At 68.1% G+C, this 26,816-nt stretch carries 27 protein-coding genes; 19 read left to right on the forward strand and 8 right to left on the reverse strand.

The genetic code is table 11. The features are described 5' to 3' along the window. Positions 1-68 precede the first annotated feature (68 nt). The 5 genes from ACO2SS_RS00395 (at position 69) to ACO2SS_RS00415 (ending at position 7,189) form a co-directional block, all read left to right on the forward strand. Positions 69-1,430, forward strand: coding sequence for a TolC family outer membrane protein (locus ACO2SS_RS00395; RefSeq protein ID WP_423275584.1), 1,362 nt, complete (start codon positions 69-71; stop codon positions 1,428-1,430). Positions 1,431-1,585: 155 nt separating this feature from the next. After that, positions 1,586-2,149: a PopZ family protein gene (locus ACO2SS_RS00400; protein WP_423275585.1), complete on the forward strand. Its 564-nt coding sequence runs from the start codon at positions 1,586-1,588 to the stop codon at positions 2,147-2,149. A gap of 109 nt (positions 2,150-2,258) precedes the next feature. Further along, positions 2,259-5,021 (forward strand): valine--tRNA ligase, encoded by a 2,763-nt coding sequence (locus ACO2SS_RS00405; RefSeq protein WP_423276203.1) that lies wholly within the window; start codon positions 2,259-2,261, stop codon positions 5,019-5,021. Next, positions 5,018-5,860, forward strand: coding sequence for a 3-deoxy-8-phosphooctulonate synthase (gene kdsA / locus ACO2SS_RS00410; protein WP_423275586.1), 843 nt, complete (start codon positions 5,018-5,020; stop codon positions 5,858-5,860). Before ACO2SS_RS00405 ends, kdsA begins: the two co-directional genes overlap by 4 nt. A 150-nt stretch (positions 5,861-6,010) precedes the next feature. Next, positions 6,011-7,189 (forward strand): MFS transporter, encoded by a 1,179-nt coding sequence (locus tag ACO2SS_RS00415; protein WP_423275587.1) that lies wholly within the window; start codon positions 6,011-6,013, stop codon positions 7,187-7,189. Here ACO2SS_RS00415 and queF read toward each other — a convergent pair. Further along, positions 7,174-7,635, reverse strand: a complete 462-nt coding sequence (queF, locus tag ACO2SS_RS00420) for a preQ(1) synthase (protein ID WP_423275588.1) — start codon at positions 7,633-7,635, stop codon at positions 7,174-7,176. The two genes, ACO2SS_RS00415 and queF, sit on opposite strands and share 16 nt — an antisense overlap. A gap of 124 nt (positions 7,636-7,759) precedes the next feature. Here queF and eno point away from each other — a divergent pair, with 124 nt between their 5' ends. The 12 genes from eno to ACO2SS_RS00480 all read left to right on the forward strand — a co-directional run bounded on the left by eno (position 7,760) and on the right by ACO2SS_RS00480 (position 18,449). Further along, the gene (eno, locus tag ACO2SS_RS00425) at positions 7,760-9,049 is read left to right on the forward strand and encodes a phosphopyruvate hydratase (protein WP_423275589.1); all 1,290 of its coding nucleotides are present in this window, start codon (positions 7,760-7,762) and stop codon (positions 9,047-9,049) included. A 62-nt stretch (positions 9,050-9,111) separates the two neighbouring features. Further along, positions 9,112-10,005 carry a DMT family transporter gene (locus tag ACO2SS_RS00430; protein WP_423275590.1) on the forward strand — a complete coding sequence of 298 codons (894 nt, stop codon included), beginning with the start codon at positions 9,112-9,114 and terminating at the stop codon, positions 10,003-10,005. A gap of 35 nt (positions 10,006-10,040) precedes the next feature. Further along, positions 10,041-10,367 (forward strand): FtsB family cell division protein, encoded by a 327-nt coding sequence (locus tag ACO2SS_RS00435; RefSeq protein ID WP_423276204.1) that lies wholly within the window; start codon positions 10,041-10,043, stop codon positions 10,365-10,367. 67 nt (positions 10,368-10,434) lie between these two features. Further along, a complete protein-coding gene (gene pdhA, locus ACO2SS_RS00440; RefSeq protein ID WP_423275591.1) occupies positions 10,435-11,475 on the forward strand; it encodes a pyruvate dehydrogenase (acetyl-transferring) E1 component subunit alpha in 1,041 nt (346 codons plus the stop codon). 42 nt (positions 11,476-11,517) lie between these two features. Next, on the forward strand, positions 11,518-12,987 hold the full coding sequence (locus ACO2SS_RS00445; protein WP_423275592.1) for a pyruvate dehydrogenase complex E1 component subunit beta: 1,470 nt from the start codon (positions 11,518-11,520) through the stop codon (positions 12,985-12,987). Between the two features lie 4 nt (positions 12,988-12,991). After that, entirely contained in the window at positions 12,992-13,285 is a 294-nt protein-coding gene (locus ACO2SS_RS00450; protein WP_423275593.1) for a DUF5076 domain-containing protein, read from the forward strand. Between the two features lie 55 nt (positions 13,286-13,340). Further along, positions 13,341-13,925: a Uma2 family endonuclease gene (locus tag ACO2SS_RS00455; RefSeq protein ID WP_423275594.1), complete on the forward strand. Its 585-nt coding sequence runs from the start codon at positions 13,341-13,343 to the stop codon at positions 13,923-13,925. A 5-nt stretch (positions 13,926-13,930) separates the two neighbouring features. Continuing rightward, a complete protein-coding gene (locus tag ACO2SS_RS00460; RefSeq protein WP_423275595.1) occupies positions 13,931-15,385 on the forward strand; it encodes a pyruvate dehydrogenase complex dihydrolipoamide acetyltransferase in 1,455 nt (484 codons plus the stop codon). Positions 15,386-15,401: 16 nt separating this feature from the next. Further along, positions 15,402-15,965, forward strand: coding sequence for a nucleoside 2-deoxyribosyltransferase (locus tag ACO2SS_RS00465; RefSeq protein WP_423275596.1), 564 nt, complete (start codon positions 15,402-15,404; stop codon positions 15,963-15,965). A gap of 78 nt (positions 15,966-16,043) precedes the next feature. Next, positions 16,044-16,727: a protein-L-isoaspartate O-methyltransferase family protein gene (locus ACO2SS_RS00470; protein WP_423275597.1), complete on the forward strand. Its 684-nt coding sequence runs from the start codon at positions 16,044-16,046 to the stop codon at positions 16,725-16,727. A gap of 101 nt (positions 16,728-16,828) precedes the next feature. After that, positions 16,829-18,067, forward strand: coding sequence for a peptidoglycan DD-metalloendopeptidase family protein (locus ACO2SS_RS00475; protein WP_423275598.1), 1,239 nt, complete (start codon positions 16,829-16,831; stop codon positions 18,065-18,067). A gap of 31 nt (positions 18,068-18,098) precedes the next feature. Continuing rightward, positions 18,099-18,449 carry a DUF805 domain-containing protein gene (locus ACO2SS_RS00480; protein WP_423275599.1) on the forward strand — a complete coding sequence of 117 codons (351 nt, stop codon included), beginning with the start codon at positions 18,099-18,101 and terminating at the stop codon, positions 18,447-18,449. On the opposite strand, the gene ACO2SS_RS00485 is transcribed toward ACO2SS_RS00480, so the two are convergent. Next, positions 18,442-19,320, reverse strand: coding sequence for an ATP-binding protein (locus ACO2SS_RS00485; RefSeq protein WP_423275600.1), 879 nt, complete (start codon positions 19,318-19,320; stop codon positions 18,442-18,444). The genes ACO2SS_RS00480 and ACO2SS_RS00485 overlap by 8 nt on opposite strands. A 294-nt stretch (positions 19,321-19,614) precedes the next feature. Between ACO2SS_RS00485 and ACO2SS_RS00490 the strand changes: the two genes are divergently transcribed. Both ACO2SS_RS00490 and trmFO read left to right on the forward strand, forming a co-directional pair. Continuing rightward, positions 19,615-19,767: a DUF1127 domain-containing protein gene (locus tag ACO2SS_RS00490; RefSeq protein ID WP_423275601.1), complete on the forward strand. Its 153-nt coding sequence runs from the start codon at positions 19,615-19,617 to the stop codon at positions 19,765-19,767. A gap of 116 nt (positions 19,768-19,883) precedes the next feature. Continuing rightward, positions 19,884-21,320 (forward strand): methylenetetrahydrofolate--tRNA-(uracil(54)-C(5))-methyltransferase (FADH(2)-oxidizing) TrmFO, encoded by a 1,437-nt coding sequence (gene trmFO, locus ACO2SS_RS00495; RefSeq protein WP_423275602.1) that lies wholly within the window; start codon positions 19,884-19,886, stop codon positions 21,318-21,320. 1 nt (position 21,321) lies between these two features. On the opposite strand, the gene ACO2SS_RS00500 is transcribed toward trmFO, so the two are convergent. The 6 genes from ACO2SS_RS00500 to ACO2SS_RS00525 form a co-directional block, all read right to left on the reverse strand. Next, on the reverse strand, positions 21,322-22,176 hold the full coding sequence (locus ACO2SS_RS00500; protein WP_423275603.1) for a phytoene/squalene synthase family protein: 855 nt from the start codon (positions 22,174-22,176) through the stop codon (positions 21,322-21,324). After that, a complete protein-coding gene (locus ACO2SS_RS00505; RefSeq protein ID WP_423275604.1) occupies positions 22,176-22,565 on the reverse strand; it encodes an Mth938-like domain-containing protein in 390 nt (129 codons plus the stop codon). The genes ACO2SS_RS00500 and ACO2SS_RS00505 overlap by 1 nt, the downstream gene beginning before the upstream one ends. Next, entirely contained in the window at positions 22,565-23,503 is a 939-nt protein-coding gene (secF, locus tag ACO2SS_RS00510) for a protein translocase subunit SecF (protein WP_423275605.1), read from the reverse strand. Before secF ends, ACO2SS_RS00505 begins: the two co-directional genes overlap by 1 nt. A gap of 12 nt (positions 23,504-23,515) precedes the next feature. After that, positions 23,516-25,123, reverse strand: coding sequence for a protein translocase subunit SecD (gene secD, locus ACO2SS_RS00515; protein WP_423275606.1), 1,608 nt, complete (start codon positions 25,121-25,123; stop codon positions 23,516-23,518). A gap of 35 nt (positions 25,124-25,158) precedes the next feature. Then, on the reverse strand, positions 25,159-25,485 hold the full coding sequence (gene yajC, locus ACO2SS_RS00520) for a preprotein translocase subunit YajC (protein WP_423275607.1): 327 nt from the start codon (positions 25,483-25,485) through the stop codon (positions 25,159-25,161). Positions 25,486-25,600: 115 nt separating this feature from the next. Beyond that, positions 25,601-26,809: a glycosyltransferase family 4 protein gene (locus tag ACO2SS_RS00525; RefSeq protein ID WP_423275608.1), complete on the reverse strand. Its 1,209-nt coding sequence runs from the start codon at positions 26,807-26,809 to the stop codon at positions 25,601-25,603. Between the last annotated feature and the right edge of the window lie 7 nt (positions 26,810-26,816).

Below are 26,816 nucleotides of genomic sequence, written 5' to 3' on the forward strand. Positions count from 1 at the left end.
GCCGCTAAAGCGGGCAAAGCGTGGCACGACAGAAATCAAGATATTGCCGGCATTTGCAGCGGAGTGCGATGGCGGTCGCCGTCTCGCTCGCCGGGGCTGCAGCCGTTAACGCCGAGACGCTGGATAGCGCGCTGGCGCGCGCCTATGCCGGCAATCCTGGCCTCGATGCGCAGCGGGCGGCAGTCCGGGCGACCGACGAGAACGTTCCGCGTGCGCTGTCCGGCTATCGGCCGAGCGTCACGGCCAGCGGCTCGCTGGGGACGACCTATTCCACCGGCGTGACGAACACGTCGATTCTCGGCGGCAACGCGGACTTCCGGCGGGACCTTTTCCCAGGCTCCCTCGGCATTACGGTCACTCAGAATCTCTTCAACGGGTTCCGGACGGCCAATTCGGTCCGGCAAGCCGAGTCGCAGGTCTTCGGGGCGCGCGAGACGCTTCGCAACACGGAGCAGACGACGCTCTTCAACGGCGCGCAGTCCTATATGAACGTGCTGCGCGACACGGCCATCCTGGATCTGCAGCGCAACAACGTCGAGGTGCTCGAAGAGCAGCTCCGCCAGACGCGCGATCGCTTCAACGTGGGCGAGGTGACCCGGACCGACGTCGCCCAGGCCGAGTCGCGCCTCGCGGCTGCCCGATCGCAGGTCAGCGTCGCGGAAGGCAACCTTCAGACGTCGATCGCCGTCTATCGGCAGGTCGTCGGTGTGGAGCCGCGCCAGCTGGCGCCTGGCCGTCCCATCGACCGGCTCGTGCCCCGCACCCTCGCTGCCGCCGTGCAGATCGGGCTCGAGGAGCATCCGGCCGTGATCTCGGCGCTGCACGCGGTCGACGTGGCGGAGTTGCAGGTGAAGGTCACGGAAGGCGAACTCGCTCCCACGCTGAACGTGGTCGGGCAGTTCAACCAGGCCTTCGAGACGTCCTTCCCCGGCGACCAGACCACCTCGGCGGCCATCGCCGGGCAGATCAGCGTCCCGATCTATACCGGCGGCGAGGTCTATGCCCGCGTTCGCCAGGCGAAGGAGACGGCCGGGCAGCGCCGCATCGAGGCCGAGTCGACCCGTGACTCGGTGAGGGCGGCCGTGATCTCGTCGTGGGGGCAGCTCGAGTCGGCCAAGGCCACCGTGCAGGCGGCGCAGGCGCAGGTGGCGGCGGCGGAGGTCGCGCTGACGGGCGTGCGCGAGGAGGCCCGCGTCGGCCAGCGCACCACCCTCGACGTCCTCAACCAGCAGCAGGAACTGCTGAACGCGCGCGTGAACCTGATCACCGCGCAGCGCGATCGCGTGGTCGCTTCCTTCTCGGTCGTGCAGTCGATCGGGCGCCTGAGCGCCCAGTCCCTGGGCCTGAGGACGACCCTCTACAGCGCCAAGCAGCATTTCGACCAGGTGAAGGATCTGCCCTGGGGCCTGCGGACTCCGGACGGCCGCTGACGCCGAATAGCCTGTGGCCGGGCGATTGGATCGCTTGATCCCCCGATTCGGCCTGAGGATAGTGTCGGGGCGTCAGCCGATGATTCCTCCGGCGGCGCTCACCTAGACTGGGCTTTTTGATGAGTGCGGCGAGCGCCAAGACGCAAGAACCGTCGATGGAGGAGATCCTCGCCTCGATCCGGCGCATCATCGCGGAGGACCAGGACCTTCCGAAGGAGGCAGGGGCCGGGTCGGAGCAGCCCGACGGCGAGGCCGGGGTGCTCGAACTCTCGGACCCGGTGACCGTCGCTTCCGAGGCGGAGCCGGTGGTCGAGCCGGAGCCGCCGCCGCAAGCCCTTCCCGATCTCGAGATCGCAGTTCCGGAAGTCGTGTTCAGCAACGACCCGGTCGAGCAGGAATCGCCCAGCCCGGTCCAGCCGGAGCCGGCGCGTCCGCTTGCGGCCGCCGTCAAGGCTGCCGCGCAGCCGTCCGAGCTGGCCCGGGTCGAGGCTCAGGCGATCACCGAGGAACTCCTGTCCAGCGCCGCGGGCGCGTCCGTCGGACAGGCCTTCAACATGCTCTCGCACACGGTGCTGAACCGGAACGCCCGGACGCTCGAGGATCTCGTGAAGGAGATGCTCAAGCCGATGCTCAAGATGTGGCTCGACGACAACCTGCCGCCGCTGGTGGAGCGGCTCGTCCGAGCGGAGATCGAGCGGGTCGCTCGCGGACGGAACTGACCTCCCGCCCGCGCGGCGGCCGGGCAGCGGTTGACGAAGCCCGGCGGGCGCTCCAAAGCCCCCTGAAACCCTGCGGCTCCGCCCGGGCATTTCAGGACGTCACGCGCAGATCATGGACAAGACCTTCGACCCCGCCGCCGTCGAGGCCCGCATCGCACGGCGATGGGAGGAGGCGGATGCGTTCAAGGCTGGCCGCCCCGACCGCCAGGGCGCCGAGCCCTATTGCATCGTCATCCCGCCGCCGAACGTCACGGGCTCGCTCCACATGGGGCACGCCCTGAACAACACGCTGCAGGACGTGCTCTGCCGCTACCTGCGCATGCGGGGGCGGGATGTCCTCTGGCAGCCTGGAATGGATCACGCCGGTATCGCGACCCAGATGGTCGTGGAGCGTCGGCTGGCCCAGAAGCAGATCCAGCGGCGGGATCTCGGTCGCGAGGAATTCGTCCGGCGCGTCTGGGAGTGGAAGGAAGAGTCCGGCGGGACCATCGTCAGCCAGCTGAAGCGGCTCGGCGCGTCCTGCGACTGGTCGCGCGAGCGCTTCACGATGGACGAAGGCTTGTCGCGGGCGGTCCTCAAGGTCTTCGTCGACCTGCACCGCGACGGCTACATCTACCGCGACAAGCGGCTGGTGAACTGGGACCCCGCCTTCGGCACCGCGATCTCGGACCTCGAGGTCCAGCAGGTCGAGACGAAGGGCAACCTCTGGTACATCCGCTACCCCATCGAGGGAGAGCCGGATCGCTTCATCACGGTCGCGACGACCCGCCCGGAGACGATGCTCGGCGACGTCGCGGTCGCGGTGCATCCGGACGACGAGCGCTATGCCGACCTCGTCGGCAAGCGGGCGATCCTGCCGCTCGTCGGCCGCGCGATCCCCATCGTGGCGGACGAGTACTCGGATCCGGAGAAGGGCACCGGCGCCGTGAAGATCACGCCGGCCCATGATTTCAACGACTTCGAGGTCGGGCGCCGTCACGATCTCGCGCCCGTGAACGTGCTCGGTCCGGCCGCGGAGATCCGCATCCTCGACAACGACGCCTTCTGGGACGGCCTGTCCGCCGAGGCGCAGGCCGAGGCGAAGCTGACCCTGTCGCATCTGGAAGGCGAGAGCCGGGAAGCGGCCCGCAAGAGCATCGTGGCGATGCTCGAGACGAACGGCTTCCTGGAGAAGGTCGAGCCGCATACCCACGCGGTCCCGCACGGCGACCGCTCCGGCGTCGTGATCGAGCCGTATCTCACCGACCAGTGGTTCGTGAATGTGAAGCCCTTCGCCGAGCGGGCGCTGGCCGCCGTGCGTTCGGGCGAAACGCGTTTCGTGCCGGAGAACTGGGAGAAGACCTTCTTCCAGTGGCTGGAGAACATCGAGCCCTGGTGCGTCTCGCGCCAGCTCTGGTGGGGTCACCAGATTCCGGCCTGGTACGGGCCGGACGGGCACATCTATGTTGCCGAGAGCCACGACGAGGCGCTCGCGGCCGCGCTGGCGCGCGATGTCATCGAGGGCTCGCTCACCGAGGAGGAGGGCGCTGCCATCGCCTCCGATCCCGAGCGGGCGGCGACTTATCTCACCCGCGAGGAGGACGTTCTCGACACCTGGTTCTCCTCCGCTCTGTGGCCGTTCTCGACGCTCGGCTGGCCGGACAAGACGCCTGACCTCGCGCGCTTCTACCCGACGAACACGCTCGTCACGGGGTTCGACATCATCTTCTTCTGGGTCGCCCGGATGATGATGATGGGCCTCTACTGCATGGACCGCGTGCCGTTCGACACGGTCTACATCCACGCCCTCGTGCGCGACGAGCGCGGGGCGAAGATGTCGAAGTCGAAGGGCAACGTCATCGACCCGATCGACCTCATCGACAAATACGGTGCGGACGCGCTCCGCTTCACGCTCGCCGCCATGGCGGCGCAGGGCCGGGACATCAAGCTGTCCCTGCAGCGGGTCGAGGGCTACCGGAACTTCGCGACCAAGATCTGGAACGCGGCGCGCTTCGCCGAGATGAACGGCTGCGCGACCGTGCCCGGTTTCGATCCGGCAGGCGTCCGGCTCCCGCTCAACCGCTGGGTGCTGGGCGAGGCGACGAGCACCGTCGGTGCCGTGACGGCCGCCATCGACGAGTACCGCTTCAACGACGCGGCCGGGGCGGCCTACCGCTTCATCTGGAACACGTTCTGCGACTGGCACCTCGAGCTGGCAAAGCCGATCCTGCAGGGAGCGGACGGGCCGGAGAAGGACGAGACGCGGGCGACCATCGTCCACGTCTTCGAGCTGATTTTGAAGATGCTCCATCCCTTCATGCCCTTCCTGACGGAGGAGCTGTGGGAAGCTCGCGGCGGAACGGGTGTGCTTGCGCTCGCGTCCTGGCCGGATTCCCGCGACCTCTCGGACGCGGCCGCCGAGGGCGAGATCGGCTGGGTGGTGGACCTGATCTCCGAGGTCCGCTCCGTTCGCTCCGAGATGGGCGTGCCGGCGGGCGCGCAGGTCCCGATCGTCCTCATCTCGCCCTCCGAGGGGACGCGCGCGCGGATCGGGGCCTGGGGCGAGACGATCCGGCGCCTGGCGCGGATCTCCGACATCTCGGTCTCGGACGTCGCGCCCGGGCAGTCGCTGCAGCTCATCGTGCGCGGTGAGGTGGCGGCGCTTCCGCTCGCCGGGATCGTCGATATCGACGCAGAGGTGGCCCGGCTCACCAAGGAGGTCGGGAAGCTCGGCGGCGAGATCGGAAAGATCGACGCCAAGCTCGGCAATGCCGACTTCCTGGCGCGGGCGCCGGAGGAGGTCGTGGACGAGCAGCGTGAGCGCCGGGCCGAGGCCGAGGCGAGGCGCGCGCAGATCGAGGAGGCGCTGGCCCGACTGGGAGGCCGCGCGTGACGGCGGCGGCTGCCATCGTCCAGGCCGGCGAGGTCCGCTTCGGCAACGCGCTGCCCTTCTCGCTCATCGCCGGCCCTTGCCAGATGGAAAGCCGGGACCACGCCTTCGAGATGGCGTCGGCCCTGAAGGAGATGACGGGCAAGCTCGGAATCGGGCTCGTCTACAAGTCGTCCTTCGACAAGGCGAACCGCACCTCGGCCTCGAGCGCGCGCGGCATCGGCCTCTCGGCCGCCCTCGACGTGTTCGCGCAGATCAAGGAGCGGTTCGGACTGCCGGTGACGACAGACGTCCACGAGGTCGAGCAATGCGCGCCCGTGGCCGAGATCGTGGACATCCTGCAGATCCCGGCCTTCCTCTGCCGCCAGACCGACCTGTTGGTCGCGGCCGCCAAGACCGGCCGAGTGGTGAACGTGAAGAAGGGGCAGTTCCTCGCGCCCTGGGACATGGCGAACGTCGCGGACAAGATCACGGGCGCGGGCAATCCGAACGTCATGGTCTGCGAGCGCGGGGCCTCCTTCGGCTACAACACGCTCGTCTCCGACATGCGATCGCTGCCGATCATGGCGGAGACGACCGGCGCGCCGGTGATCTTCGACGCGACCCATTCGGTGCAGCAGCCGGGCGGAAAGGGAACGAGCTCGGGCGGCGACCGCCGCTTCGTGCCTGTGCTCGCCCGCGCGGCGATCGCAGTTGGCGTGGCGGGGCTCTTCATCGAGACGCACGAGGACCCGGACAACGCCCCTTCCGACGGGCCGAACATGGTGCCCCTGAAGGACATGCCCGCGCTTCTGGCCGAGCTGAAAGCCTTCGACGATCTCGCCAAGAGCGGCGCGCGGTGATCCCTGGCGGGGTCGCGCGCCGGCAGCGCGATCCCGCCTTTCCCGCCTTCTCGGAAACGTCAAGGGCGCCCGGGGCTTGGGCGCCCCGCTTGCAGCGCCTCGCACTCCGCCCGGCGCGGCGCTAAAGCCCGGCGGACAGCCCGAGCCCACATGATCCCCGACAGTTCCGGCCAGCGCACGATCCTGGTCCTTTCCGTCTGCGGCTTCGCCTCCACCTTCGCGATCCGCTTCGTCGATCCCATGGTCGGCGAGATCTCGCGCGACCTCGGCCGCCCGGCCCACGACGTCGCGCTCCTCGCGAGCGCCTTCGCGCTGCCCTATGCGCTCGTCCAGCCGATCCTCGGACCCGTCGGCGACGCGCTCGGGAAGGAGCGCATCATCAAGATCTGCCTTCTCGTGCTCGCCGTGACGCTCGGGCTCGCGAGCTTCATGCCCGATCTCGACACACTTCTTTTCCTGCGCGTGCTCTCCGGAGCGGCCGGGGGCGGCATCATCCCGCTCGTGCTCGCCACGATCGGCGACCGCGTCCCGATGGCGGAGCGGCAGGTCGCCATCAGCCGCTTCCTCCTGTTCTCGATCACGGGACAGCTCCTCGGCGGCTCAATGTCCGGGGTGCTCACCGCCTGGATCGGCTGGCGCGGCGTCTTCTTCCTCGCCGGCATCCTGGCGGCAATCGCGACCGTCGCGGCCGTGGTCGGGCTGCGCCACGCCCGGCCCGCCGCAGGCACCTTCAGCGTCCGCGTGGCGGCCGAGCGCTATGGGCGGATCCTGGCGATGCCGCGCGCCCGCGCGCTCTTCGCCTTCGTGTTCATCGAGGGCGGGATCATTTTTGGGATTCAGCCCTATCTCGCGCCGCTCCTCGAGGAGCGCGGCCTGGGCGGCGCGCCGGAAGCGGGGATCATGATCGCCTGTTTCGCGGCCGGCGGCATGCTCTACACGCTCTCGGTCCGGCCGCTGCTGCGCATTCTCGGGGTCGCCCGTATGCTCATCACGGCGGGCATGATCGGCGCCGTCTCGTTCCTGGTCCTGGCCGCGGGGCCCGCATGGCCGATCCAGGCCGCGGTCCTGATGATGACCGGCATCGCCTTCTACATGCTCCACAACTCGTACCAGACGCAGGTGACGGAGCTGTCGGCCGATGCGCGCGCCTCGGCCGTGTCCCTCCACGCCTTCAGCTATTTCGTCGGGCAGGCCCTCGGCACCCCGGTGATCGGCTTCGGGCTGATCCATCTCGGCGTGACGCCGACGCTCGCCATCTGCGCCGTCGGCGTCCTCGGACTCGGGATCGTGTCTTCGGTGGTGCTGTTCGGGCGTCAGCGCGCCCGGTAGGTCGGCACGCCCTGGTCGGGCAGCCACACGCCCTTCAGCGGCTCGCCCGTCTGCCAGAAGACGTCGATCGGAATGCCGCCGCGCGGGTACCAGTAGCCGCCGATGCGCAGCCAGCGCGGCTCGAGCAGCGCGACGAGGGTCTTACCGATCTTCACCGTGCAATCCTCGTGGAAGGCGCCCTCGTTGCGGAAGCTGGTCAGATAGAGCTTCAGCGACTTCGACTCGACCAGCCAGCGATCCGGCACATAGTCGATGACGAGCGTCGCGAAGTCGGGCTGGCCCGTCACGGGGCAAAGCGAGGTGAACTCGGGGACGGTGAACCGGGCCAGGTAGTCGGTGTCGGGGTGCGGGTTGGGCACACGGTCGAGCCGGGCCTCCTCGGGCGAACGGGGAAGGGGTGTCGGCTGGCCGAGCTGGAGGCCCCCCCGGGAAAGGTCGTCTGTCATTAGCGGCTCACGTAGGAACTGGCACCGATAGCGCCAATCGCTTGCCCGGTCAGCGCTTTCGGTCAATAAGCCGCGGACTTTCGGCCGATCTGCCGAGCAGCCCGCTCTCCTGGAGTAAAGCCCCGTGACCGCCATCATCGACATCGTCGCCCGCGAGATCCTCGACAGCCGCGGCAATCCGACGGTGGAGGTGGACGTGGTGCTCGAAGACAGCTCGATGGGCCGCGCCGCGGTCCCGTCCGGAGCCTCGACCGGCGCGCACGAGGCCGTCGAACTGCGCGACGGCGACAAGGGCCGCTATGGCGGCAAGGGCGTGCTCAAGGCCGTCCAGGCGGTCAACGACGAGATCATGAACGCCCTCGGCGGCATGGAGGCCGAGGACCAGGTCGAGATCGACGAGGCGATGATCGAGCTCGACGGGACGCCGAACAAGTCGCGTCTCGGCGCGAACGCCATCCTTGGCGTCTCGCTCGCCGTCGCGAAGGCTGCCGCCGAGGCCTCCGGCCTGCCGCTCTATCGCTATGTCGGCGGCACGCAGGCGCGCCTGCTGCCCGTGCCGATGATGAACATCATCAATGGCGGCGCCCATGCCGACAATCCGATCGACTTCCAGGAATTCATGATCATGCCGGTCGGCGCGCCCACGCTCGCCGAGGCGGTGCGCACCGGGGCCGAGATCTTCCACACGCTGAAGAAGGCCCTAAAGGACGCCGGCCACAACACCAATGTCGGCGACGAGGGCGGCTTCGCGCCGAACCTGCCTTCCGCGGAGGCAGCGCTCGACTTCGTCATGAAGTCGATCGAGGCCGCGGGCTTCAAGCCGGGCGACGACGTCATGATCGCGCTCGACTGCGCGGCGACCGAGTTCTTCAAGGACGGCGCCTACCGGTACGAGGGCGAGGGCGTGACCCGCTCGCCTGAAGAGCAGGCGGAGTACCTCGCCAAGCTCGTGGAGACCTACCCGATCGTTTCGATCGAGGATGGGATGTCGGAGGACGATTTCGACGGCTGGTTCAAGCTGACCCGCCGGGTCGGCGAGCGCTGCCAGCTGGTCGGCGACGATCTCTTCGTCACCAATGTCGAGCGGCTCTCGAAGGGCATCGAGATGGGCCTCGGCAACTCCATCCTCGTGAAGGTCAACCAGATCGGCTCGCTGACGGAGACGCTCGCGGCGGTCGAGATGGCGCAGCGCGCCGGCTACACGGCCGTGATGTCCCACCGCTCGGGCGAGACGGAGGATTCGACGATCGCCGACCTCGCGGTCGCGACGAATTGCGGGCAGATCAAGACCGGCTCGCTCGCCCGCTCCGACCGGCTGGCCAAGTACAACCAGCTGATCCGCATCGAGGAGGAGCTCGGCGCGGCGGCTCGCTATGCCGGCCGCGGCGCGCTGAAGATCAGGTCTGCGTCCTGAGCGTAGTCTCCGGCACGGGAGTTGATTAGGCGGAGGTCGATGTCGACCTCCCTCTCTCGCTCGTGAGTCCCCGCCTCGCCGTTCTCGCGATCCTCGGCGCGATGGTGATCTACGGGGCGAACTTCGCGGTCACCCGTCTAGGCACCTATTACGGCCTCACCCCGGGGGATCTCGCTGCCGCGCGCTTCGGCGTCGGCGGATTGATCCTTCTGCCGGTCTTCATCCGGCATGGCGTCGCCACCTGCGCAGGCATCGGCTGGCGCCGCGGCCTGATCCTCTCGATCTCCGGCGGAGCGGTGATGACGCTCTGCATGAACACGGGCCTGTCCCTCTCGCCTGCCGCCCACGGAGCGGCGCTCGGGCCGGGCACCGTGACCACGGTCGGCGTGGTCTACGGCATGATCGCCGCCGCGGTCAGGCCATCGATCCTGTCCGTTGTCGGGCTTGCGACGATCCTCGCGGGTCTTGCGACGATCGCGGCGGCAGGATCTGCCTCTGGCGGCAGCAACGTGCTGGTCGGGGACCTCCTGTTCTTCGTCACCGGCCTGCTCTGGGGCTTCTACCCGATCCTGCTGCACCGATGGCGCATAGGCCCCATGGCGGGGGCCGCGATCGTCTGCGTGATCTCGCTCGCGTATCTGCCCTTCTGGCTCTTGGGAGGCGTGTCGCATCTGGCAGCCGTGCCGCTCTGGATGATTCTGTTCCAGTGCTTCTTCCAGGGCGTGCTGAACAGCGTCGTCGGGCTCTGGTTCTGGGGCCATGCCGTGAAGGTGCTCGGAGCGTCGAAGACGCAGCTCTTCCCGCCCCTCATTCCAGTACTGGGAATGCTTTTTGCCATTCCGATCCTGGGCGAGATCCCGGGTCCCTTGCAGGTTGTCGGGGTGATGATGATCGTCGGCGGCATCATCGCCTCGCTCGTCGGTGTGCGGCAGCAGGCGCGGGCGCGCCTCGACTAAACGCCGCCTTAACCATGCGCGGCCATGCTGCCGGCATGGTCGTTCGCCGGCGCCTCAGGGCTTTTCTCATTCCGCTCGCGCTCTATGCGGTCGCGGCGGCGGCGGTCGGCTATTTCGTCCATAGCGCCAAGATGGGAGACCGCGGCCTCCTCGCGAAGCGGGCGCTCAAGCTCCAGGTCTTCGAGCTGAAGCAGGAACTGGCAGCGGCCCAGGCCGAGTACGCGGACTGGAATCACCGTCTTGCGCTTCTCCGCTCGGATCAGGTCGATCGCGACCTCCTGGAGGAACGGGCCCGCGTGATGCTGGGCCGCGTACACAAGAACGATCTCGTCATCGTGCGACCCTTCGCCGGGGAACCTTGACAGGCGCACTCGATTTCAGCCCTCGACTGGTCTACCGTCTCGCTCAAGACCTGTCGGAGGAACCTGGATGGCAGTCGCCGCGCGCAAGCAAACCCGCGCCGCCGCAAACGCAAGCGAGGCGCAGGGCCCGGGCGAGTTGCCGGAGCTGAACCGGGACCAGGACCTCGAAGCGTATCGCAGCATGCTCCTCATCCGCCGCTTCGAGGAGAAGGCCGGCCAGATGTACGGCATGGGACTGATCGGCGGGTTCTGCCATCTCTACATCGGCCAGGAAGCCGTCGTGGTCGGCATGCAGATGGCGGCCAAGCCGGGCGATCAGGTCATCACGGGCTACCGCGACCACGGCCACATGCTCGCCTGCGGGATGGAAGCCCGCGGCGTGATGGCCGAATTGACGGGCCGCCGCGGAGGCTACTCCAAGGGCAAGGGCGGCTCGATGCACATGTTCTCCAAGGAGAAGCAGTTCTACGGCGGCCACGGCATCGTGGGCGCGCAGGTTTCTCTCGGAACGGGGCTTGGGCTCGCGAACTGGTATCGCGAGGACGGCACGGTCTCGATGACCTATTTCGGCGACGGCGCCGCCAACCAGGGCCAGGTCTACGAGAGCTTCAACATGGCGGAGCTCTGGAAGCTCCCCGTCGTCTACATCATCGAGAATAATCGCTACGCGATGGGGACCTCGGTCTCGCGGGCCTCGGCGCAGACGGATTTCTCTAAGCGCGGCGTCTCCTTCAACATCCCCGGCGAGCAGGTGGATGGGATGGACGTCCGGGCGGTGTTCGCGGCCGGGCAGCGCGCGCTCGACTATGCTCGCTCCGGCCAGGGTCCCTACATCCTGGAGATGCAGACCTATCGCTATCGCGGCCACTCGATGTCCGACCCGGCAAAGTACCGGTCGAAGGACGAGGTGACCCGGATGCGGGAGGAGCACGACCCGATCGAGATGGTCCGGCGCCGGCTCGTCGAGCGGCACAAGCTGACCGAGGACGAGTTGAAGGGCGTGGACGCCAAGGTGCGCGAACTCGTGAACGACGCGGCCGAGTTCGCGACGCACGATCCCGAGCCGGACGTATCCGAGTTGTGGACGGACGTGCTGCGGGAGGCGTGATCCAGAGCCTCCCTGCCGTCCACACCAACCTACAGAGCACCCATGGCAACCGACATCCTGATGCCCGCTCTCTCCCCGACGATGGAGCAGGGCAAGCTGGCGAAGTGGCTGAAGAAGGAAGGCGACCGGATCAAGTCGGGCGACGTTCTCGCCGAGATCGAGACCGACAAGGCGACCATGGAGGTCGAGGCGGTCGATGAAGGCGTGCTGGCCAAGATCCTGGTCGGGGACGGGACGGAGAACGTCGCCGTCAACACGCCGATCGGGGTGATCGCGGCCGAGGGCGAGGACGTTTCCACGGCGGCACCGCAGCCGAACGGGGCCGAGGCGCGCGCGATGGCGCCGAACATCGATGCGACCCGCGAGACCGGGTCGGGCGCGGGCTCCGGCGGCGGCCAGGCGAAGGGCGAGGTGCCGGCGGGCGACGGCGTCCCGGCGACCGTGCCGGCGGCCCCGAAAGCCCCGTCCGCGGCAGCAAGCCCGCCCCAGCCCCAGACGGTCTCGACCCCGGAGGTTCCCGAGGGCACCGAGATGGTCACCATGACCGTCCGCGAGGCCCTGCGCGACGCGATGGCGGAGGAGATGCGCCGCGACAAGGACGTCTTCGTCATGGGCGAGGAGGTCGCCGAGTACCAGGGCGCCTACAAGGTCACGCAGGGGTTGCTGCAGGAATTCGGCCCGAAGCGCGTCATCGACACGCCCATCACGGAGCACGGTTTCGCTGGGCTCGGCGTCGGCGCCGCCCTCGCGGGCCTCAAGCCGATCGTCGAGTTCATGACCTGGAACTTCGCCATGCAGGCGATCGACCAGATCATCAACTCGGCCGCCAAGACGCTCTACATGTCGGGCGGACAGATGGGCGCGCCGATCGTGTTCCGCGGCCCGAACGGCGCCGCCGCGCGCGTCGCCGCGCAGCACTCGCACGACTACGCGGCCTGGTACTCGAACGTTCCCGGCCTGAAGGTCGTGATGCCGTATTCTGCCGCCGACGCGAAGGGGCTGCTGAAGGCCGCAATCCGCGACCCGAACCCGGTCATCTTCCTGGAGAACGAGATCCTCTACGGGCACTCGATGCCCGTGCCGAAGCTGGACGACTTCGTCCTGCCGATCGGCAAGGCCCGCATCCACCGCGAAGGCAAGGATGTGACGATCGTCTCCTTCGGCATCGGGATGACCTTCGCCCTCAAGGCGGCCGAGGAACTCGCTAAGGAAGGGATCGAGGCCGAGGTGGTCGACCTGCGGACGATCCGGCCGATGGACATCGAGACGGTCGTGCGCTCGGTCCAGAAGACAAACCGCTGCGTCGCCGTCGAGGAGGGTTTCCCGCAATCGGGCGTGACGGCGGAGATCGGGATGCGGATCATGGAGGCGGCGTTCGACTATCTCGACGCTCCCGTCGCACGCGTCACCGGCAAGGACGTTCCGATGCCCTACGCGGCGAACCTCGAGAAGCTTGCGCTCCCGAGCGTGGGCGAGGTGGTGCAGGCGGCCAAGGCCGTCCTGTATCGGTGAGAGCGTGAGCGCCAAGTTCGAGGAGCTCCCGGTCCCGCCCGACGCCCTCGAGCGTGGCGGCGTCGAGATCCTGCGCGCCTCGATCGTCGAGGGCGCGGTCAGCGTCGGGCTGCGGCGGTCCTTCGACGACCCGTTCACCTGGGGCATCCTGCTGGTCGACCTCGCCCGCCACGCGAGCCGCATCTATGCGCTCGAGGCGGGGATGACGGAGGAGGAGGCGTTCGCGCAGATCCAGGCGGGCCTCGAGGCGGAGCTGAACAGGCCGACGGATCTCGGCTCCACCAAGGCGATCAATTGATGCGCCGCCTCTGCAGGCCGTATCGTTGGGCGCCCGTCGCCGGACCTCGTTGACCATGGCCCAGCCCGCGAGCCGCCAGGCCACATATGCCGACCTCGAAGCCGTGCCGGAGCACCTCGTCGCCGAGATCATCGACGGCGTGCTCGAAACGCATCCCCGGCCGAGGCCGCGGCATGGGGCGGCTGCAAACGCCCTCGCGACCGAACTCACGGGACCGTTCCAACGCGGACGTGGTGGCCCCGGCGGCTGGCTGTTCATTCCCGAGCCCGAACTGCACCTTGGCGGGCAGATCGTGGTGCCGGACATCGGCGGATGGCGCCGTGAGCGCCTCACGATCGAACCCGAAACGGCCTTCATCGAAGTTGCGCCGGATTGGGTTTGCGAGATCCTGTCGCCTTCAACGGCCCGACTAGACCGAGGCGCGAAGCGCCGGATCTATGCCGAGGCTGGGATAAGCCATCTGTGGCTGCTCGACCCCGTTGCGGGGGAACTCGAGGCGTTCGAGTTGAGGGACCGTCGTTGGGTTCTCCTCGGCACCATCCAGCGCGGCGACACGGTGTCGACCGCTCCGTTCGAGGCCGCTTCGTTCGCGCTCGACGACCTCTTTCCATTCGACAAGCCGTCCTCTTCCGAGGCCTGAATCCGATGCCCACCAACATCCTCATGCCCGCGCTCTCCCCCACGATGGAGAAGGGCAACCTCGCCAAGTGGCTCAAGAAGGAAGGCGACCCGATCAAGTCGGGCGATGTCATCGCCGAGATCGAGACCGACAAGGCGACCATGGAGGTCGAGGCGGTCGACGAGGGCGTGCTCGCCAAGATCACCGTGCCCGACGGCACGGCCGATGTTCCCGTGAACCAGGTGATCGGCGTGATCGCGGCAGAGGGCGAGGACCCGAATGCGGTCGCGGCTGGGAGCGGCGCGCCGGAGCCGGCAGCCAAGAGCCGGGCAGAGGCGCCCGCACCTGCCGCCCAGAAGCCGGCCGACGATGCCAAGGTCTCGGCGGATGCGCGGCCGAGCTATGCTCGTGCGAACGAGGCTCCCGAAGGGCCCGCCCAGCCGGCCCAGCCGGCCCAGGCTGCCGCACCTGTTTCCGCACCCGCAAAGCCGAACGGCGCCGGCGGCGCATCCGCGGAACGCGTCTTCGCGTCTCCGCTCGCGCGCCGCATCGCCAAGGAAGGCGGCATCGACATCGCCCAGGTGAAGGGCTCCGGCCCGCATGGCCGCATCGTCCAGGCCGACGTGAAAGCCGCGATCGAAAGCGGGGCGGCGAAGGCGGGTGCGCCTGCCACGGCCCCCGTGTCCGCACCCCAGCCGGCCGCTCCCGTCCAGGCTCCGGCAGGTGCGCCGGCGCCCGTCATGTCGGACGAGCAGATCAAGAAGTTCTTCGAGCCGGGCTCCTTCGAGGAGATCCCGCACGACAACATGCGGAAGACGATCGCCCGCCGTCTGGCCCAGTCGATGCAGACGACGCCGCATTTCTATCTGACGGTCGATTGCGACCTGGAGAAGCTGCTCAAGCTGCGTGAGGAGCTGAATGCGGCCGCGCCCAAGGACAAGGAAGGCAAGCCCGCCTACAAGCTCTCGGTCAACGACTTCATGATCAAGGCGCATGCGCTTGCGCTGATGCAGGTGCCGGCCGCGAACGTTTCCTGGACGGAAGGCTCGATGCTCCGCCACAAGCATGTCGATGTCGGCGTGGCGGTCGCGATCCCCGACGGGCTGATCACGCCGATCGTGCGGAAGGCCGACCTGATGAGCCTCTCGGCCATCTCGAACGCCATGAAGGATTTCGGCGCCCGCGCGAAGGCCAGGAAGCTGAAGCCGGACGAGTACCAGGGCGGATCGACTGCGCTCTCCAATCTCGGGATGTTCGGCATCAAGCAGTTCACGGCGATCATCAACCCGCCGCACTCGACCATCCTCGCCGTCGGTGCCGGCGAGAAGCGGGTCGTGGTCCGGAACGACGCGCCGGCCGTCGCGACCGTCATGTCGGCGACGCTCTCCTGCGACCACCGCGCCATCGACGGGGCGCTGGGCGCGGAGGTGATCGCGGCCTTCCGGCAGTTCGTCGAGAACCCGATGGCGATGCTCGTCTGAGCCTCGCAACCGCCCCGTGCCGCACAAGGTCTATCTCGCCGGGCCGGAGGTCTTCCTGCCCGACGCCGTGACGGTCGGGCGCAGCAAGGTCGAGATCTGCGCCAGGTACGGGCTGATCGGGCTCTTTCCGATTGATCTCGATGCGCCGGCGGCGGGTCCGACGACCTCGCCGGCGATATTCCAGGCTTGCCTCGCGGCCATGCACTACGCGGACGCCGTGATCGCGAACCTCACGCCCTTTCGCGGCGTCGGCGCCGATCCGGGGACTGCCTTCGAACTCGGCTACATGCTTGCGCTCGGAAAGCCTCTCTTCGGCTACACGAACGAGCCGGCTTCTCACGCCGAGCGTGTTCGTTCGGCCCTTGGCCCACTCACCTTGGCCCAGGACCAGCTCTTCGCGGCCGATGGCTGTGCGGTCGAGAACTTCGAGCTGTTCGACAACCTGATGCTCGCAGAGGCGCTGCTGGGGAGGGGAACCGGCGCCTTCATGCCTCAAGGGCCGGTCGCGGATCCCGGGCGCGATCTTGGCGCCTTCGAGCGTTGCGTCGCGCATGCCGCGGGAGAGTTGGTGCGCGGCTAGGTCCCGCGCCGCCGGACAACCTTTCCCTAACCCTCGATGACTAATCTCGGCGGCATTGTAGCTGTCGAGTAGCGTATCGTGTCCGCAGCTCTGAGCCTCGAGGCTCCCTCCGACTTCGAACTCCTCCGTCAGGGAACCGCCGCGTTCGTCCTCTCGCTGCGAGAACGCGGCGTTTTCGACGTCAACGTGCTGCGCGCGATGGAGACCGTCCCCAGGGACTTCTTCGCCCCGCGGCGCTTCGCCGACCTCGCGAAATCAGACGTGGCGCTTCCGATCGCATGCGGTCAGACGATGACGGCCCCCACCGTCGTCGCCAGCATGCTGGCGGCGCTCGAGGTCAGGCCGGGACAGCGCGTGCTCGAGGTCGGGACGGGCACCGGATATGTCAGCGCCCTCCTGGAGAGGATCGGCGCGGAGGTCCACACCATCGAGCGCCAGCCGATCCTCGCCGACAGCGCAGCCCGGCGCCTTCAGGCCGGCGGGTTCAAGGGCGTGCGACTTGCGTGCGGGGATGGCCTGGAAGGGGGCGAGGACCAGGGTCGCTACCATCGCATCCTGGTGAACGGCATCCTGCCGTATCTCAGCCCGGCGCTGACCGCGCGCATCGTCGCTGGCGGACGTCTCGTCGCCGGTGCGGTCCTCGACGGTACGCCGCAGCTCCTGACGATCTGGCGGGACGAGGAGGGCGAGCTCTCGCATGCCTGTGGCACGCCAGTCCGGCTTTCGCCGCTCGTGGCAAGCACAGATCAGGCTCAAGTTTAAGGCAAACAGAGCCGGCGAAACGGAAGTTTAACCTGAATCCGGCTTTAATTCGATCGTGGCGTAGGCGTTCAGTTCGGGTGGCTTCCATGCGTAGCGGTGTGATGAGCGAGTTGGCTCGGACCGTGTCTCGGCTCGCGATAATCGGGGCGATCGGCAGCATGGCGGCCGCGTGCAGCACCGATGCGATGCGCCTGTCAGGGACGCCTTTCGCAAACCCATTTTCGAGCGAGCAGGCCTCCGAGCCTGCCATGACGGGCAGCGTCGACCAGCCTGCTGCGGCAGCTCCGATGCCGCGCAGCACCGTCCGTTCCGCGCCGCTCGCTCCTCCCGCCCAGAACGTCGCCTCCGCCCCGGCGTATAACCGCCCGGCTCCAATGGACGGCGTCAACTCCTCCCGCTCCGTTGCAGGCCTCAATCCTGCGGCAGGCGCCCCCTCGTCGGTCGCACGTCCGACCGCTCCGACGCGCGTCGCGGCTCCGGCTGCCCGCCCGGAGCCGGCCGCGCGCCCCGAACCTGCTCGTCCCGCCCAGCGCCAGCTTGCGCAGGCGAAGCCCCAGCCCGTCGCCGCGCCTGAAAAGGCGCCGGCCCGTCCTGCTCAGCTCGCCTGGAAGCAGGGAGCGGAGCCCGCCCGGACGGCGCCGGCAACGCAGCCGAAATCCCCCGCTCGCCCCGGCCAGGTTGCGGCTGAGAAGCCTGTGCCGGCGAGGGAGCCGGTCAAGGTCGCGAAGGTGGAGAAGCCTGCCGAGGTGGCCAAGCCGGCAAAGGCCGAACCCCTGAAGGTAGCCAAGGCGGAGCCGGCCAAGGCCGCTCCTGCGGCTGCCCCGGCCAAGCCTGCCGAACCCGCGAAGGTGGCTGCGGCCAAGCCCGCTCCGGCCGCCGCTCCGCAGAAGGTCGCGGCCGCCGAGCCGGTGAAGGTCACCAGGGAGCCGGAATCGACGGCGTCGCTCCCGGCGCAGCCGGCTGCTGCCTCCGCCGATTTCCGCTGGCCGGCCCGCGGCCGCGTCATCTCCGGCTTCGGTGGCTCGGGCTCGAACGAGGGGATCAACATCGCCGTGCCGGACGGCACGCCTGTGAAGGCCGCCGAGGCGGGCACCGTCGCCTACGCCGGCAGCGAGGTGAAGGGCTACGGCAACCTCGTCCTGATCCGTCACGACAACGGCTACGTCTCCGCCTACGCTCACAACGGCGAGATCGAGGTGAAGCGGGGCCAGAAGGTCTCCCGCGGGCAGACGATCGCGAAGTCCGGCCAGTCCGGGAACGTGACCTCGCCGCAGCTGCACTTCGAGATCCGCAAGGGTTCGACACCCGTCGACCCGATGAAGTACCTGGCGAGCAACTGAGCCGCACGATCGAGCCGGGAGGGGGCGCGGAATGACCCTGTCGCAGCTCCTCTTCACCTTCGAGGGGCGGATCAGCCGGCAGGCCTATTGGCTCGCGGTCGTGGTCCTGCTTGCGGCGGGCTTGGCGGCTTCGATCGTCGACTGGATCGTGTTCGGGACGGGAAGCGGCCTCGTCTCGATGGTGGTCGGGCTCGTCTCGCTCGTGGCCGGCATCGCAGTCGGCGTGAAGCGCTGGCACGATCGCGACAAGTCCGGCTGGTGGGTCCTGATCGTTTTCGTGCCGCTGATCGGCTGGCTGTGGGCGTTCATAGAGAACGGCTTCCTGCGCGGGACGGAGGGCCCGAACCGGTTCGGGCCCGATCCGCTCGGCTCCTTCAGCTGATCTGCTTCCCGAGCCGGCCCGCAAGATCCTGGATGTATTGCCAGGCCGTGCGGCCCGAGCGCGACCCGCGCGTGGTTGCCCATTCGAGCGCTTCGGCCCGGACCACCGCCTTGTCCTCGACCAGCCCGAGATGGGTCGCGTAGCCGAAGACCATGTCGAGATATTCGTCCTGGCTGCACTTGTGAAAGCCCAGCCAGAGGCCGAAGCGGTCCGATAGCGAGACCTTCTCCTCGATCGCCTCGCCGGGATTGATGGCGGTCGAGCGCTCGTTGTCCATCATGTCGCGCGGGAGCAGGTGCCGGCGGTTCGACGTGGCGTAGAAGATGACGTTCTCCGGCCGTCCCTCGATCCCGCCTTCGAGCACCGCCTTCAGCGACTTGTAGGACGTATCGTCGGTATCGAAGGAGAGATCGTCGCAGAAGACGACGAACCGGTGCTGGTCCTGGCGGACGAGGGACATCAGCTCGGGCAGGGTCTCGATGTCCTCGCGGTGAATCTCGATCAGCTTGAGGGCCAGGCGAGGGCGGTCGGAGCCGGCGTTGATCTCGCCGTGCACGGCCTTGACCAGCGAGGACTTGCCCATGCCACGGGCACCCCAGAGCAGGGCGTTGTTCGCCGGCAGGCCGCGGGCAAACCTTTCGGTATTCTCGACAAGCGTGTCGCGGACGCGGTCGATGCCGCGCAGGAGGGCCATGTCGACGCGGTTCACGCGCGGCACGGGCACAGGCTGCCTGGTCGAGGCCTGCCACACAAAAGCGTCGGCGACGGAGAAATCCGGGGCGGCCGGCGGCCTCGGCGCGATCCGGTCAAGCGCCTCCGCGATGCGGCTGAGCAGGGCGAGAGCGGAGGACTCGTTGTTGGGCGACATCATTCTTCCAGGACCACCAGGCGTCGCGGACGCATAGCCATGGGGCCCGACCCTGTCCAATGCCTACTTCAACCGGTGATGACCGTGCACTGCACAATCCGCGATCAGCCTACATTTGCGTCAGGCGCATGGCGAACCGCTCCGGCGAACTCCGCTTTGTTTCACAGTGGTTACAGAGGTATGCTGATGTTGCATAGCTGGAGAGGAAATTTATCTCTCCTCGGTTCGACCGGCTCGTTCTATATGCATTGCAACACGATCGGGCATCCGCTCGACGCGAACTACCGAGCCTGAGAGATGTTTACCTCCGTCATTCTGTCCAAGATTCGCGAGTACCTCCGTTACCGCGAGACCGTGCGCGAGCTGTCGCGCCTCTCCGACCGGGAACTCGAGGACATCGGCATCGCCCGCTATCAGATCGATGGCGTGGCCCGCGGAGCCGCCGCCTGATCCATTCAGTGGTCCCGGACCAGACGGCGTTGAACGCCCGCCCTCGAGGCGGGCGTTTTCGCGTCTGGAGGTCGCAACCGCTTGCGGCAGGCCGTCCGCATCGCTAACCGGCTGCCATGAGCGGTCAGGCCATTCACATCGTCGGCGGCGGACTTGCCGGGTCGGAAGCCGCCTGGCAGGCGGCGGAGGCCGGTGCGCAGGTCGTCCTGCACGAGATGCGGCCTGTCCGGGGTACCGAGGCGCACAAGACGGACGGGCTAGCCGAACTCGTCTGCTCGAACTCCTTCCGGTCCGATGACGCCGAGGCGAATGCGGTCGGCCTGATCCATCAGGAGATGCGCCGGCTCGGCTCTTTGATCATGCGGGAAGCGGATCGGCACAAGGTGCCCGCAGGCAGCGCCCTGGCGGTCGACCGCGACGGGTTCTCGGCCGCAATCACCGCCGCGCTCGAGGCGCATCCCGGGATCACGATCGTCAGGGAAGAGGTGGCAGGGCTGCCTCCGGAGGCCTGGGGCCGGACGATCATCGCCACGGGGCCGCTGACCTCCCCCGCCCTTGCCGACGCGGTTCGCGGCCTGACGGGAGAGGGCGAACTCGCCTTCTTCGATGCGATCGCGCCGATCGTCCATCGTGACTCGATCGACATGGACACGGCCTGGTTCCAGTCGCGCTACGACAAGGCCGGTCCGGGCGGCACGGGTGCCGACTACATCAATTGCCCGCTCTCGCGCGACCAGTACGAAGCCTTCGTCGATGCGCTGATCGCGGGCGAGAAGACCGTCTTCAAGGAGTGGGAAGCCTCCACCCCGTATTTCGACGGCTGCCTGCCGATCGAGGTGATGGCGGAGCGCGGCCGCGAAACCCTCCGCTGGGGACCGATGAAGCCGGTCGGGCTCACCAACCCGCACAAGCCCGAGGAGCGCCCCTATGCGGTGGTCCAACTCCGGCAGGACAATGCGCTGGGGACGCTGTTCAACCTCGTCGGCTTCCAGACAAAGCTGAAGCACGGCGAGCAGGTGCGGATCTTCCGCACCATCCCGGGCCTCGAGAACGCCGAGTTCGCGCGGCTCGGCGGCCTTCACCGGAACACCTACATCAACTCGCCGAAGCTTCTCGACCGCACGCTGCGGCTGAAGGCGCGGCCGGACCTTCGCTTCGCAGGCCAGATCACCGGATGCGAAGGCTATGTCGAAAGCGCAGCCGTCGGGCTGATGGCGGGACGGTTCGCGGCCGCGGAGGCGGCCGGGCAGAGCATCGAGCCGCTCCCGCTGACCACCGCGATCGGCGCCCTCATCAACCACATCACGGGCGGGCATATCGAGGCCGGCCCGGAGGAGGGCGACGTCTCGGTGGGCAAGCCGCGTTCCTTCCAGCCCATGAACGTCAATTTCGGCCTGTTCCCGCCGCTTGAGCGGGCCCCGAAATCGCCGGATGGGAAGCGCCTTCGCGGTTCGGAGAAGGCGCTCGCCAAGAAGCGTGCCCTGACCGACCGCGCCCGCGCCGATCTCGCCCGCTGGCTCGGCGACGAGCCTGTGCCGCAGGCGGCGGAGTAGCTCAGCGCCGGGCTGTCCGCCACAGCCGGGCGATCTTCAGCCATCCCGGGCGGTCGATGACGGTCGATAGCGGATCATAGCCGGGCCGCTCCATGCGGCCGAGATAGCCGCGGACGAGCGCGACGGGCAGGAAGGCCGGCCGGATCTCGGCCGAGACCGTCCCCCGCAGCTCCTCGAAACGCGCGAGGTGCTGGCGCGCGAGCGACCGCATGTCGGCCAAGGCGGCGACGAAGCCGGGACCGCCTCGCCCCAGCACGATGTCGTCGCGGGTCACGCCGTGCCGCTCCAGGATCTCGCGCGGGATGAAGACCTGGCCGCGGCGGGCATGCCAGGGCAGGGCGCGCAGCAGCCCCGCGATCCCATAGGCGAGGCCCGCATAGCCGGCCGCCTCGGCGGCGCCAGGATCGCGGCCGTCTGCGAGAACGAGCGAGGCCAAGCGTATCAGCGCCGAGGAGGTCTCGCCCAGATAGCCTTCGAGGTCGCCCGTCGAGGGCATGGGGTCGTCATAGAGATCGAAGGTCCGAGCCTCGATCAGGTTCAGGAAGGCATCCCGCGGCAGGTGGAAAGCCTCGATCGTAGCCAGCAGGGCAGCCGCGACAGGGTGGTCGAGGACGTTGCCGCGCGCCTGCCCCTCGAGCGCGTCCCGCCACCATTGCAGGCGGATCTCGCCGGGCATGGGGCCGGAGATCGTCTCGCGGATCCGGCTGATCTCGCTGGAGAAGGCGTAGATCGCGAACAGGTGACCGCGCTTGTCGGCAGGCGCGAACAGGGTCGCGTAGTAGCGATCAGGGTCGTTCTCGCGGACGAGCGCCTCGCAATGCGCCTGCGCACCCTCCGGCTGGTGTTCACCCGGCATCAGGCGACCGCGATCAGGGCAGCGCCGACCCGGCGGTTCTCCGCGACGAGGATGTTGTAGGTACGGGCGGCGGCGCCGGTCTGCATGGCGTCGATCGAGATGCCCGCTTCCTGGAACGGGCGGCGGAGTTCCGCCGCGAGCGGAACGAGGTCGAGCCCGGTTCCGACGAGCAGGAAGTCGATCTTGGGCAACTCCGCCAAGGCTGCGGCGAAGTGCTCGGCCCTCAACTCGCCGGGCGCATCGACCGGCCAGGCGACGATCCCTGACGGGAGCGCCAGGATCGAGCCCTTGTGGGACATGCCGGCGAACCGGAAGCCGCCCTGGCCATAGGCATCGATCTGGTGCCGGCCCGGAACGAAGCCGTGACCGAGACGCGGATCCTGGCTCACTACTCGGCCGGTTGCGGGACCGCGCCGCGGCTGCCCGCACGTTGTCCGCTCCTCAGCCCGATATAGATCAGCGCGGGAGAGGAGATGAAGATCGCCGAATAGGTGCAGATGAACACGCCGGCGAGCATGACCTGGGCAAAGCCCTCGATCGCACGGCCGCCGAAGAGGACCAGCGCGATGAGCGCCAGGATCGTCGTCATGGCGGTGATCGCGGTGCGCGACATCGTGGCGTTGATCGACAGGTTCAGGAGCTCGACCGTCGGCATCTGCTTGTAGCGCCGGAGGAGCTCGCGCGTCCGGTCGAACACCACCACCGTTTCGTTCAGCGAATAACCCACGATCGTCAGGATCGCAGCGATCGAGGTCATGTTGAACTCGTGCTGCGTGAGCACGTAGAAGCCGACCGTCAGCACGATGTCGTGCAAGGTGCCGATGATCGCCGCGATCGCGAGTTCCCGCTCGAAGCGGAACCAGAGATAGGCGAGCACGGCGAGCACCGACAGGATGACGCCGATCGTGCCGGCCTGGACGAGTTCGCCCGAGACGCGCGGACCGACCGTCTCTATCCGCTCGAAATCGTACCGGTCCCCGAAGGCCCCCCGGGCCTTCTCGACGACCGCCGTCTGGCCGGCCTCGCCGCCGGGCTGGATGCGGAACCGCAGGGAGACTTCGCCCTGGGTGCCGAATTCCTGCACTTCCGCCTCGCCGAAGCCGAAGCTGTCCGCCGCCTCGCGGATCGCGCCCACATCGGCCTTCCCGTCCTTCGAACGCATCTCGATGAGCGTACCGCCGGTGAAGTCGATGCCGTAGTTGAGCCCAACCGTCATGAAGGTGATGACGATCGCGATCGAGATCGCCGCCGACAGCGGAAACGAGAAGTGCCGGAGCCGCATGAAGTCGAAGCGGGTCTCGTCCGGCCAAAGGCGAAGCAGGCGCACGGGAGTCGAGTCCTAGAAGGGGATCGCCTTGGGGCGAGTGTATGCGTACCAGAGCGCGATCATCATGCGGGTCAGCGTCACGGCCGTGATCACGGTCGTGAGGATGCCGAGGATGAACACGACCGCGAAGCCGCGGACCGGCCCAGATCCGAGGAAGAACAGGATGATGGCGGCGATCGCCATGGTCGAGTTCGAATCGATGATCGTCGCGAAGGCGCGCTCGAAGCCCGCCTGGATGGCGGAGACGACCGAGCGGCCTGCCTTCGCCTCCTCGCGGATGCGCTCGTAGATGAGCACGTTCGAGTCCACCGCCGTGCCGATCGTCAGGACGATGCCGGCGATGCCGGGCAGCGTCAGCGTCGCCTCCAGCACCGACATCAGGCCGAAGATCAGGCCCACGTGGACGACGAGTGCGATGTTGGCGATGAAGCCGAACATGCCATAGGTCGCGAACATGTAGACCGCGACCAGCAGGGTGGCGATGTAGGTCGCCATCTTGCCGGCCTCGATCGAGTCCTGACCGAGGCCGGGTCCGACGGTGCGGCGCTCGACGACAGTCAGCTTCGCCGGGAGGGCGCCGGACCGGAGAAGGACCGCGAGGTCGTTCGCCTGCTGGACCGTGAACCGGCCCGAGATCTGGCCGGATCCGCCCGTGATGGGCTGCAGGATGCGCGGCGCGGAGATCACCTCATTGTCGAGGACGATCGCGAGCGGCCGGCCGACATTCTGCGTCGTCGTCTCGCCGAAGCGCTGCGCGCCTCGGAGGTTGAAGCGGAAATTGACGATCGGCTCGTTGGTCCGAGAGTCGAAGCCCGGCTGCGCGTCCGTGAGGTCTTCACCCGAGACGATCACGCGTCGCTCCACCGGCACGCGCTGCCCGCCGGCATCCTTTGATGGCATGAGCTCGGTATCGGTCGAGCCTGCATCGCCGAGGAGGCGGAACTCGAGCTTTGCGGTCTGCCCGAGGATCTGCTCGAGGCGGGTCGGATCCTGGAGGCCCGGGACCTGGACCAAGATGCGGTCGGCGCCCTGGCGCTGGATGGACGGTTCGGTCGTGCCGAGCTGGTCGACGCGGCGGCGTACGACCTCGATCGACTGGTCGACGGCGCGCCGCACCCTGTCCTGGATGCCCTGTTCCGACAGCGTGAGCTGGATCAGCCCGCTGTCGTTCTCGGTGACATCGAGGGTACGGGCGCCGGTCTGGCCGAGAATGGTGTTGGTGATCGGCTGCGAGAGCTCGCGCAGCTTCGGCATGAGGCGCGCGCGGGCCGCAGCATCCGGCACTCGCAGGGAGATGCCCCGAGGCGTCGTCTGGATGCCGCCCTCGACGGCAACGCCGGTCTCGCGCAGCACGCGGCGCACGTCGTCGCGCAGCGCCACGACCTGGGTGCGGATGAGGTCAGTCTGATCGACCTCGAGAAGGATGTGGGAGCCTCCCTGGAGATCGAGGCCGAGCACAATGGCCCGATGCGGGATCAGCCAGGACGGAACCCAGGACGGAAACGCCGCCCGAAACGCTTCACGCTGCTCCTTGGACATCATGCTCGGCACGGCGAGCACCAGGCCGAGCAGGATGATGCCCAGGGTCAGGAGCGTCTTTGTTTTCGAGTAGCGCAGCATGTGCTCGTCGCCGATTTCCGTCCGGGAGCCCCGGATCAGGCCTTGACGGGTTCGCCCTTGGTGCGAACGTCCGTGATCATCGTCCTGACGAGCTTCACGCGCACGCCGTCCGCGATCTCGACCTCGATCTCCGGATCATCCGTCACCTTCGTGACGCGGCCCACGATCCCGCCCGTCGTGACGACGGTGTCGCCGCGGCGCACCGCCTTGATCATGTCGGCATGTTCCCGTGCTCGGCGCTGCTGCGGCCGGATGATGAGGAACCACATGATGACGAAGATGAGCACGAAGGGGACAAACTGGAGGAGCGTGTCCATCGCAGGCAGCCCGGATGCTCCTTGCGCGTAAGCGGGCGTGATCAAGTAGTGCTCCTCAGGGCTCGGAATCTGATGAAGGGCGGAGCCCGCCGCCTATCACGATGGTTGTTGCTGGAGCAAATGAGGTCGAGCGGGGCCGCCGTCCAGTGCTCCGGGACCGTTAAGCTGTGCAGGATGGCGCGGAGGCCACACCTGAAGCCTCCTGGTAGACCCGCTCGTATTCCGCGATCACCCGCTCGGGAGCGAGCCGCGCCAGCCGGCGCTCTAAGCTGGCAGGCCTGATCCGACGGTCGCTACGATCTGCGGCCAATGTCGCGGCCGCTGCGGCGAGGCTCTCGACGGAGCCCGCGTCGAAGAGCCACCCCGTCTCGCCCTCGTCGATCTGCTCAGGGATCCCGCCGGCGCTTGAGCCGAGGACGGGCACGCCGTGGCTGAAGGCCTCGAAGATCACGCGGGGCTGCGGGTCAGGCCATATCGAGGGAACGACGAGCACGTCGATGCCGGCGAAGAACGGGGCGGCGCCGGTCCAGCCCAGGAACCGGACGTTCCGGCCGGCCTCGCGCTTCAGCTGCTCGATATAGGTTTCGTCCCCGGTGCCGGCGATGTCGAGCGTCCAGCTCTCGGCCGGGATGGCTTGGAGCGCCTGAAGCAGGACGTGAGCGCCCTTGTCCGGGATGAGGCGGCCGAAATAGCCGAGCCTGAGCGGGCCGGACTTGGCCGGAGCGCGCCCCCGGAAGCTCAGGCCGTGGAAGATGTTCGGAAGCACGGCTTGCCGGGCATTCGGGAAGAAGCCCCAGTCGAGGTGACGTTGCAGGGTGAACCGGCTTACGCCCACCACGGTGTTGACCAGGGCGGAGAGGCGCTTCCTCGGCCGGGTCAGGAGCGAGCAACTGGCGCAGGGCCTCTTGCACAGGTGCCCGTCCCGGAAAGCGGAGCCGCGCGGGCACATCGTGCCGTATTCGTGCAGGTAGTGGACGATCGGCACCCCACGCCGTCTCGCCTCGCGCCAGACGAGTTGCGACAGCCCCACCACGACATGCGTGTTGAGGAGATCCGGTTTCTCGCGATCGAGGATCTCGCCGAAGGCGCGCGCCATCAGCGGATTGGCGCTGTCCACCCCGTGCCAGGCGAGGCGGAGCGGGGCAGGGCGGCGGCGCCCGTCGAACCCGAAATAGAGGTTGCGATTGGGAAGCGCGTAGACGCGCACGCCGCCATCGTCGCTTTCCTCCAGCTCCGCGCCTGCATGGTGCACGGCCAGCGCGACATGGTGTCCGCGGGCCACGAGCGCATGGCCGAGATCGAGCACGGCGGCTTCGGCGCCGCCCTTGATGGTGGCGGGATGACCGGTATTGGCGAGGAGAATTCGCATGAGGGCG

This window comes from Enterovirga sp. CN4-39 (assembly GCF_049446235.1).
Taxonomy (GTDB): domain Bacteria; phylum Pseudomonadota; class Alphaproteobacteria; order Rhizobiales; family Beijerinckiaceae; genus Enterovirga.

Bases quoted from the DNA above. Each gene is read 5' to 3' on its own strand.
- ACO2SS_RS00485 (WP_423275600.1), bottom strand. From the start codon at position 19,320: ATGATGTCGCCCAACAACGAGTCCTCCGCTCTCGCCCTGCTCAGCCGC.
- ACO2SS_RS00400 (WP_423275585.1), top strand. From the start codon at position 1,586: ATGGAGGAGATCCTCGCCTCGATCCGGCGCATCATCGCGGAGGACCAG.
- ACO2SS_RS00415 (WP_423275587.1), top strand. From the start codon at position 6,011: ATGATCCCCGACAGTTCCGGCCAGCGCACGATCCTGGTCCTTTCCGTC.
- ACO2SS_RS00460 (WP_423275595.1), top strand. From the start codon at position 13,931: ATGCCCACCAACATCCTCATGCCCGCGCTCTCCCCCACGATGGAGAAG.
- ACO2SS_RS00525 (WP_423275608.1), bottom strand. From the start codon at position 26,809: ATGCGAATTCTCCTCGCCAATACCGGTCATCCCGCCACCATCAAGGGC.
- ACO2SS_RS00475 (WP_423275598.1), top strand. From the start codon at position 16,829: ATGAGCGAGTTGGCTCGGACCGTGTCTCGGCTCGCGATAATCGGGGCG.
- ACO2SS_RS00445 (WP_423275592.1), top strand. From the start codon at position 11,518: ATGGCAACCGACATCCTGATGCCCGCTCTCTCCCCGACGATGGAGCAG.
- queF (WP_423275588.1), bottom strand. From the start codon at position 7,635: ATGACAGACGACCTTTCCCGGGGGGGCCTCCAGCTCGGCCAGCCGACA.
- ACO2SS_RS00435 (WP_423276204.1), top strand. From the start codon at position 10,041: ATGGTCGTTCGCCGGCGCCTCAGGGCTTTTCTCATTCCGCTCGCGCTC.
- ACO2SS_RS00395 (WP_423275584.1), top strand. From the start codon at position 69: ATGGCGGTCGCCGTCTCGCTCGCCGGGGCTGCAGCCGTTAACGCCGAG.
- trmFO (WP_423275602.1), top strand. From the start codon at position 19,884: ATGAGCGGTCAGGCCATTCACATCGTCGGCGGCGGACTTGCCGGGTCG.
- ACO2SS_RS00490 (WP_423275601.1), top strand. From the start codon at position 19,615: ATGTTTACCTCCGTCATTCTGTCCAAGATTCGCGAGTACCTCCGTTAC.
- ACO2SS_RS00480 (WP_423275599.1), top strand. From the start codon at position 18,099: ATGACCCTGTCGCAGCTCCTCTTCACCTTCGAGGGGCGGATCAGCCGG.
- pdhA (WP_423275591.1), top strand. From the start codon at position 10,435: ATGGCAGTCGCCGCGCGCAAGCAAACCCGCGCCGCCGCAAACGCAAGC.
- ACO2SS_RS00455 (WP_423275594.1), top strand. From the start codon at position 13,341: ATGGCCCAGCCCGCGAGCCGCCAGGCCACATATGCCGACCTCGAAGCC.
- secD (WP_423275606.1), bottom strand. From the start codon at position 25,123: ATGCTGCGCTACTCGAAAACAAAGACGCTCCTGACCCTGGGCATCATC.
- ACO2SS_RS00500 (WP_423275603.1), bottom strand. From the start codon at position 22,176: ATGCCGGGTGAACACCAGCCGGAGGGTGCGCAGGCGCATTGCGAGGCG.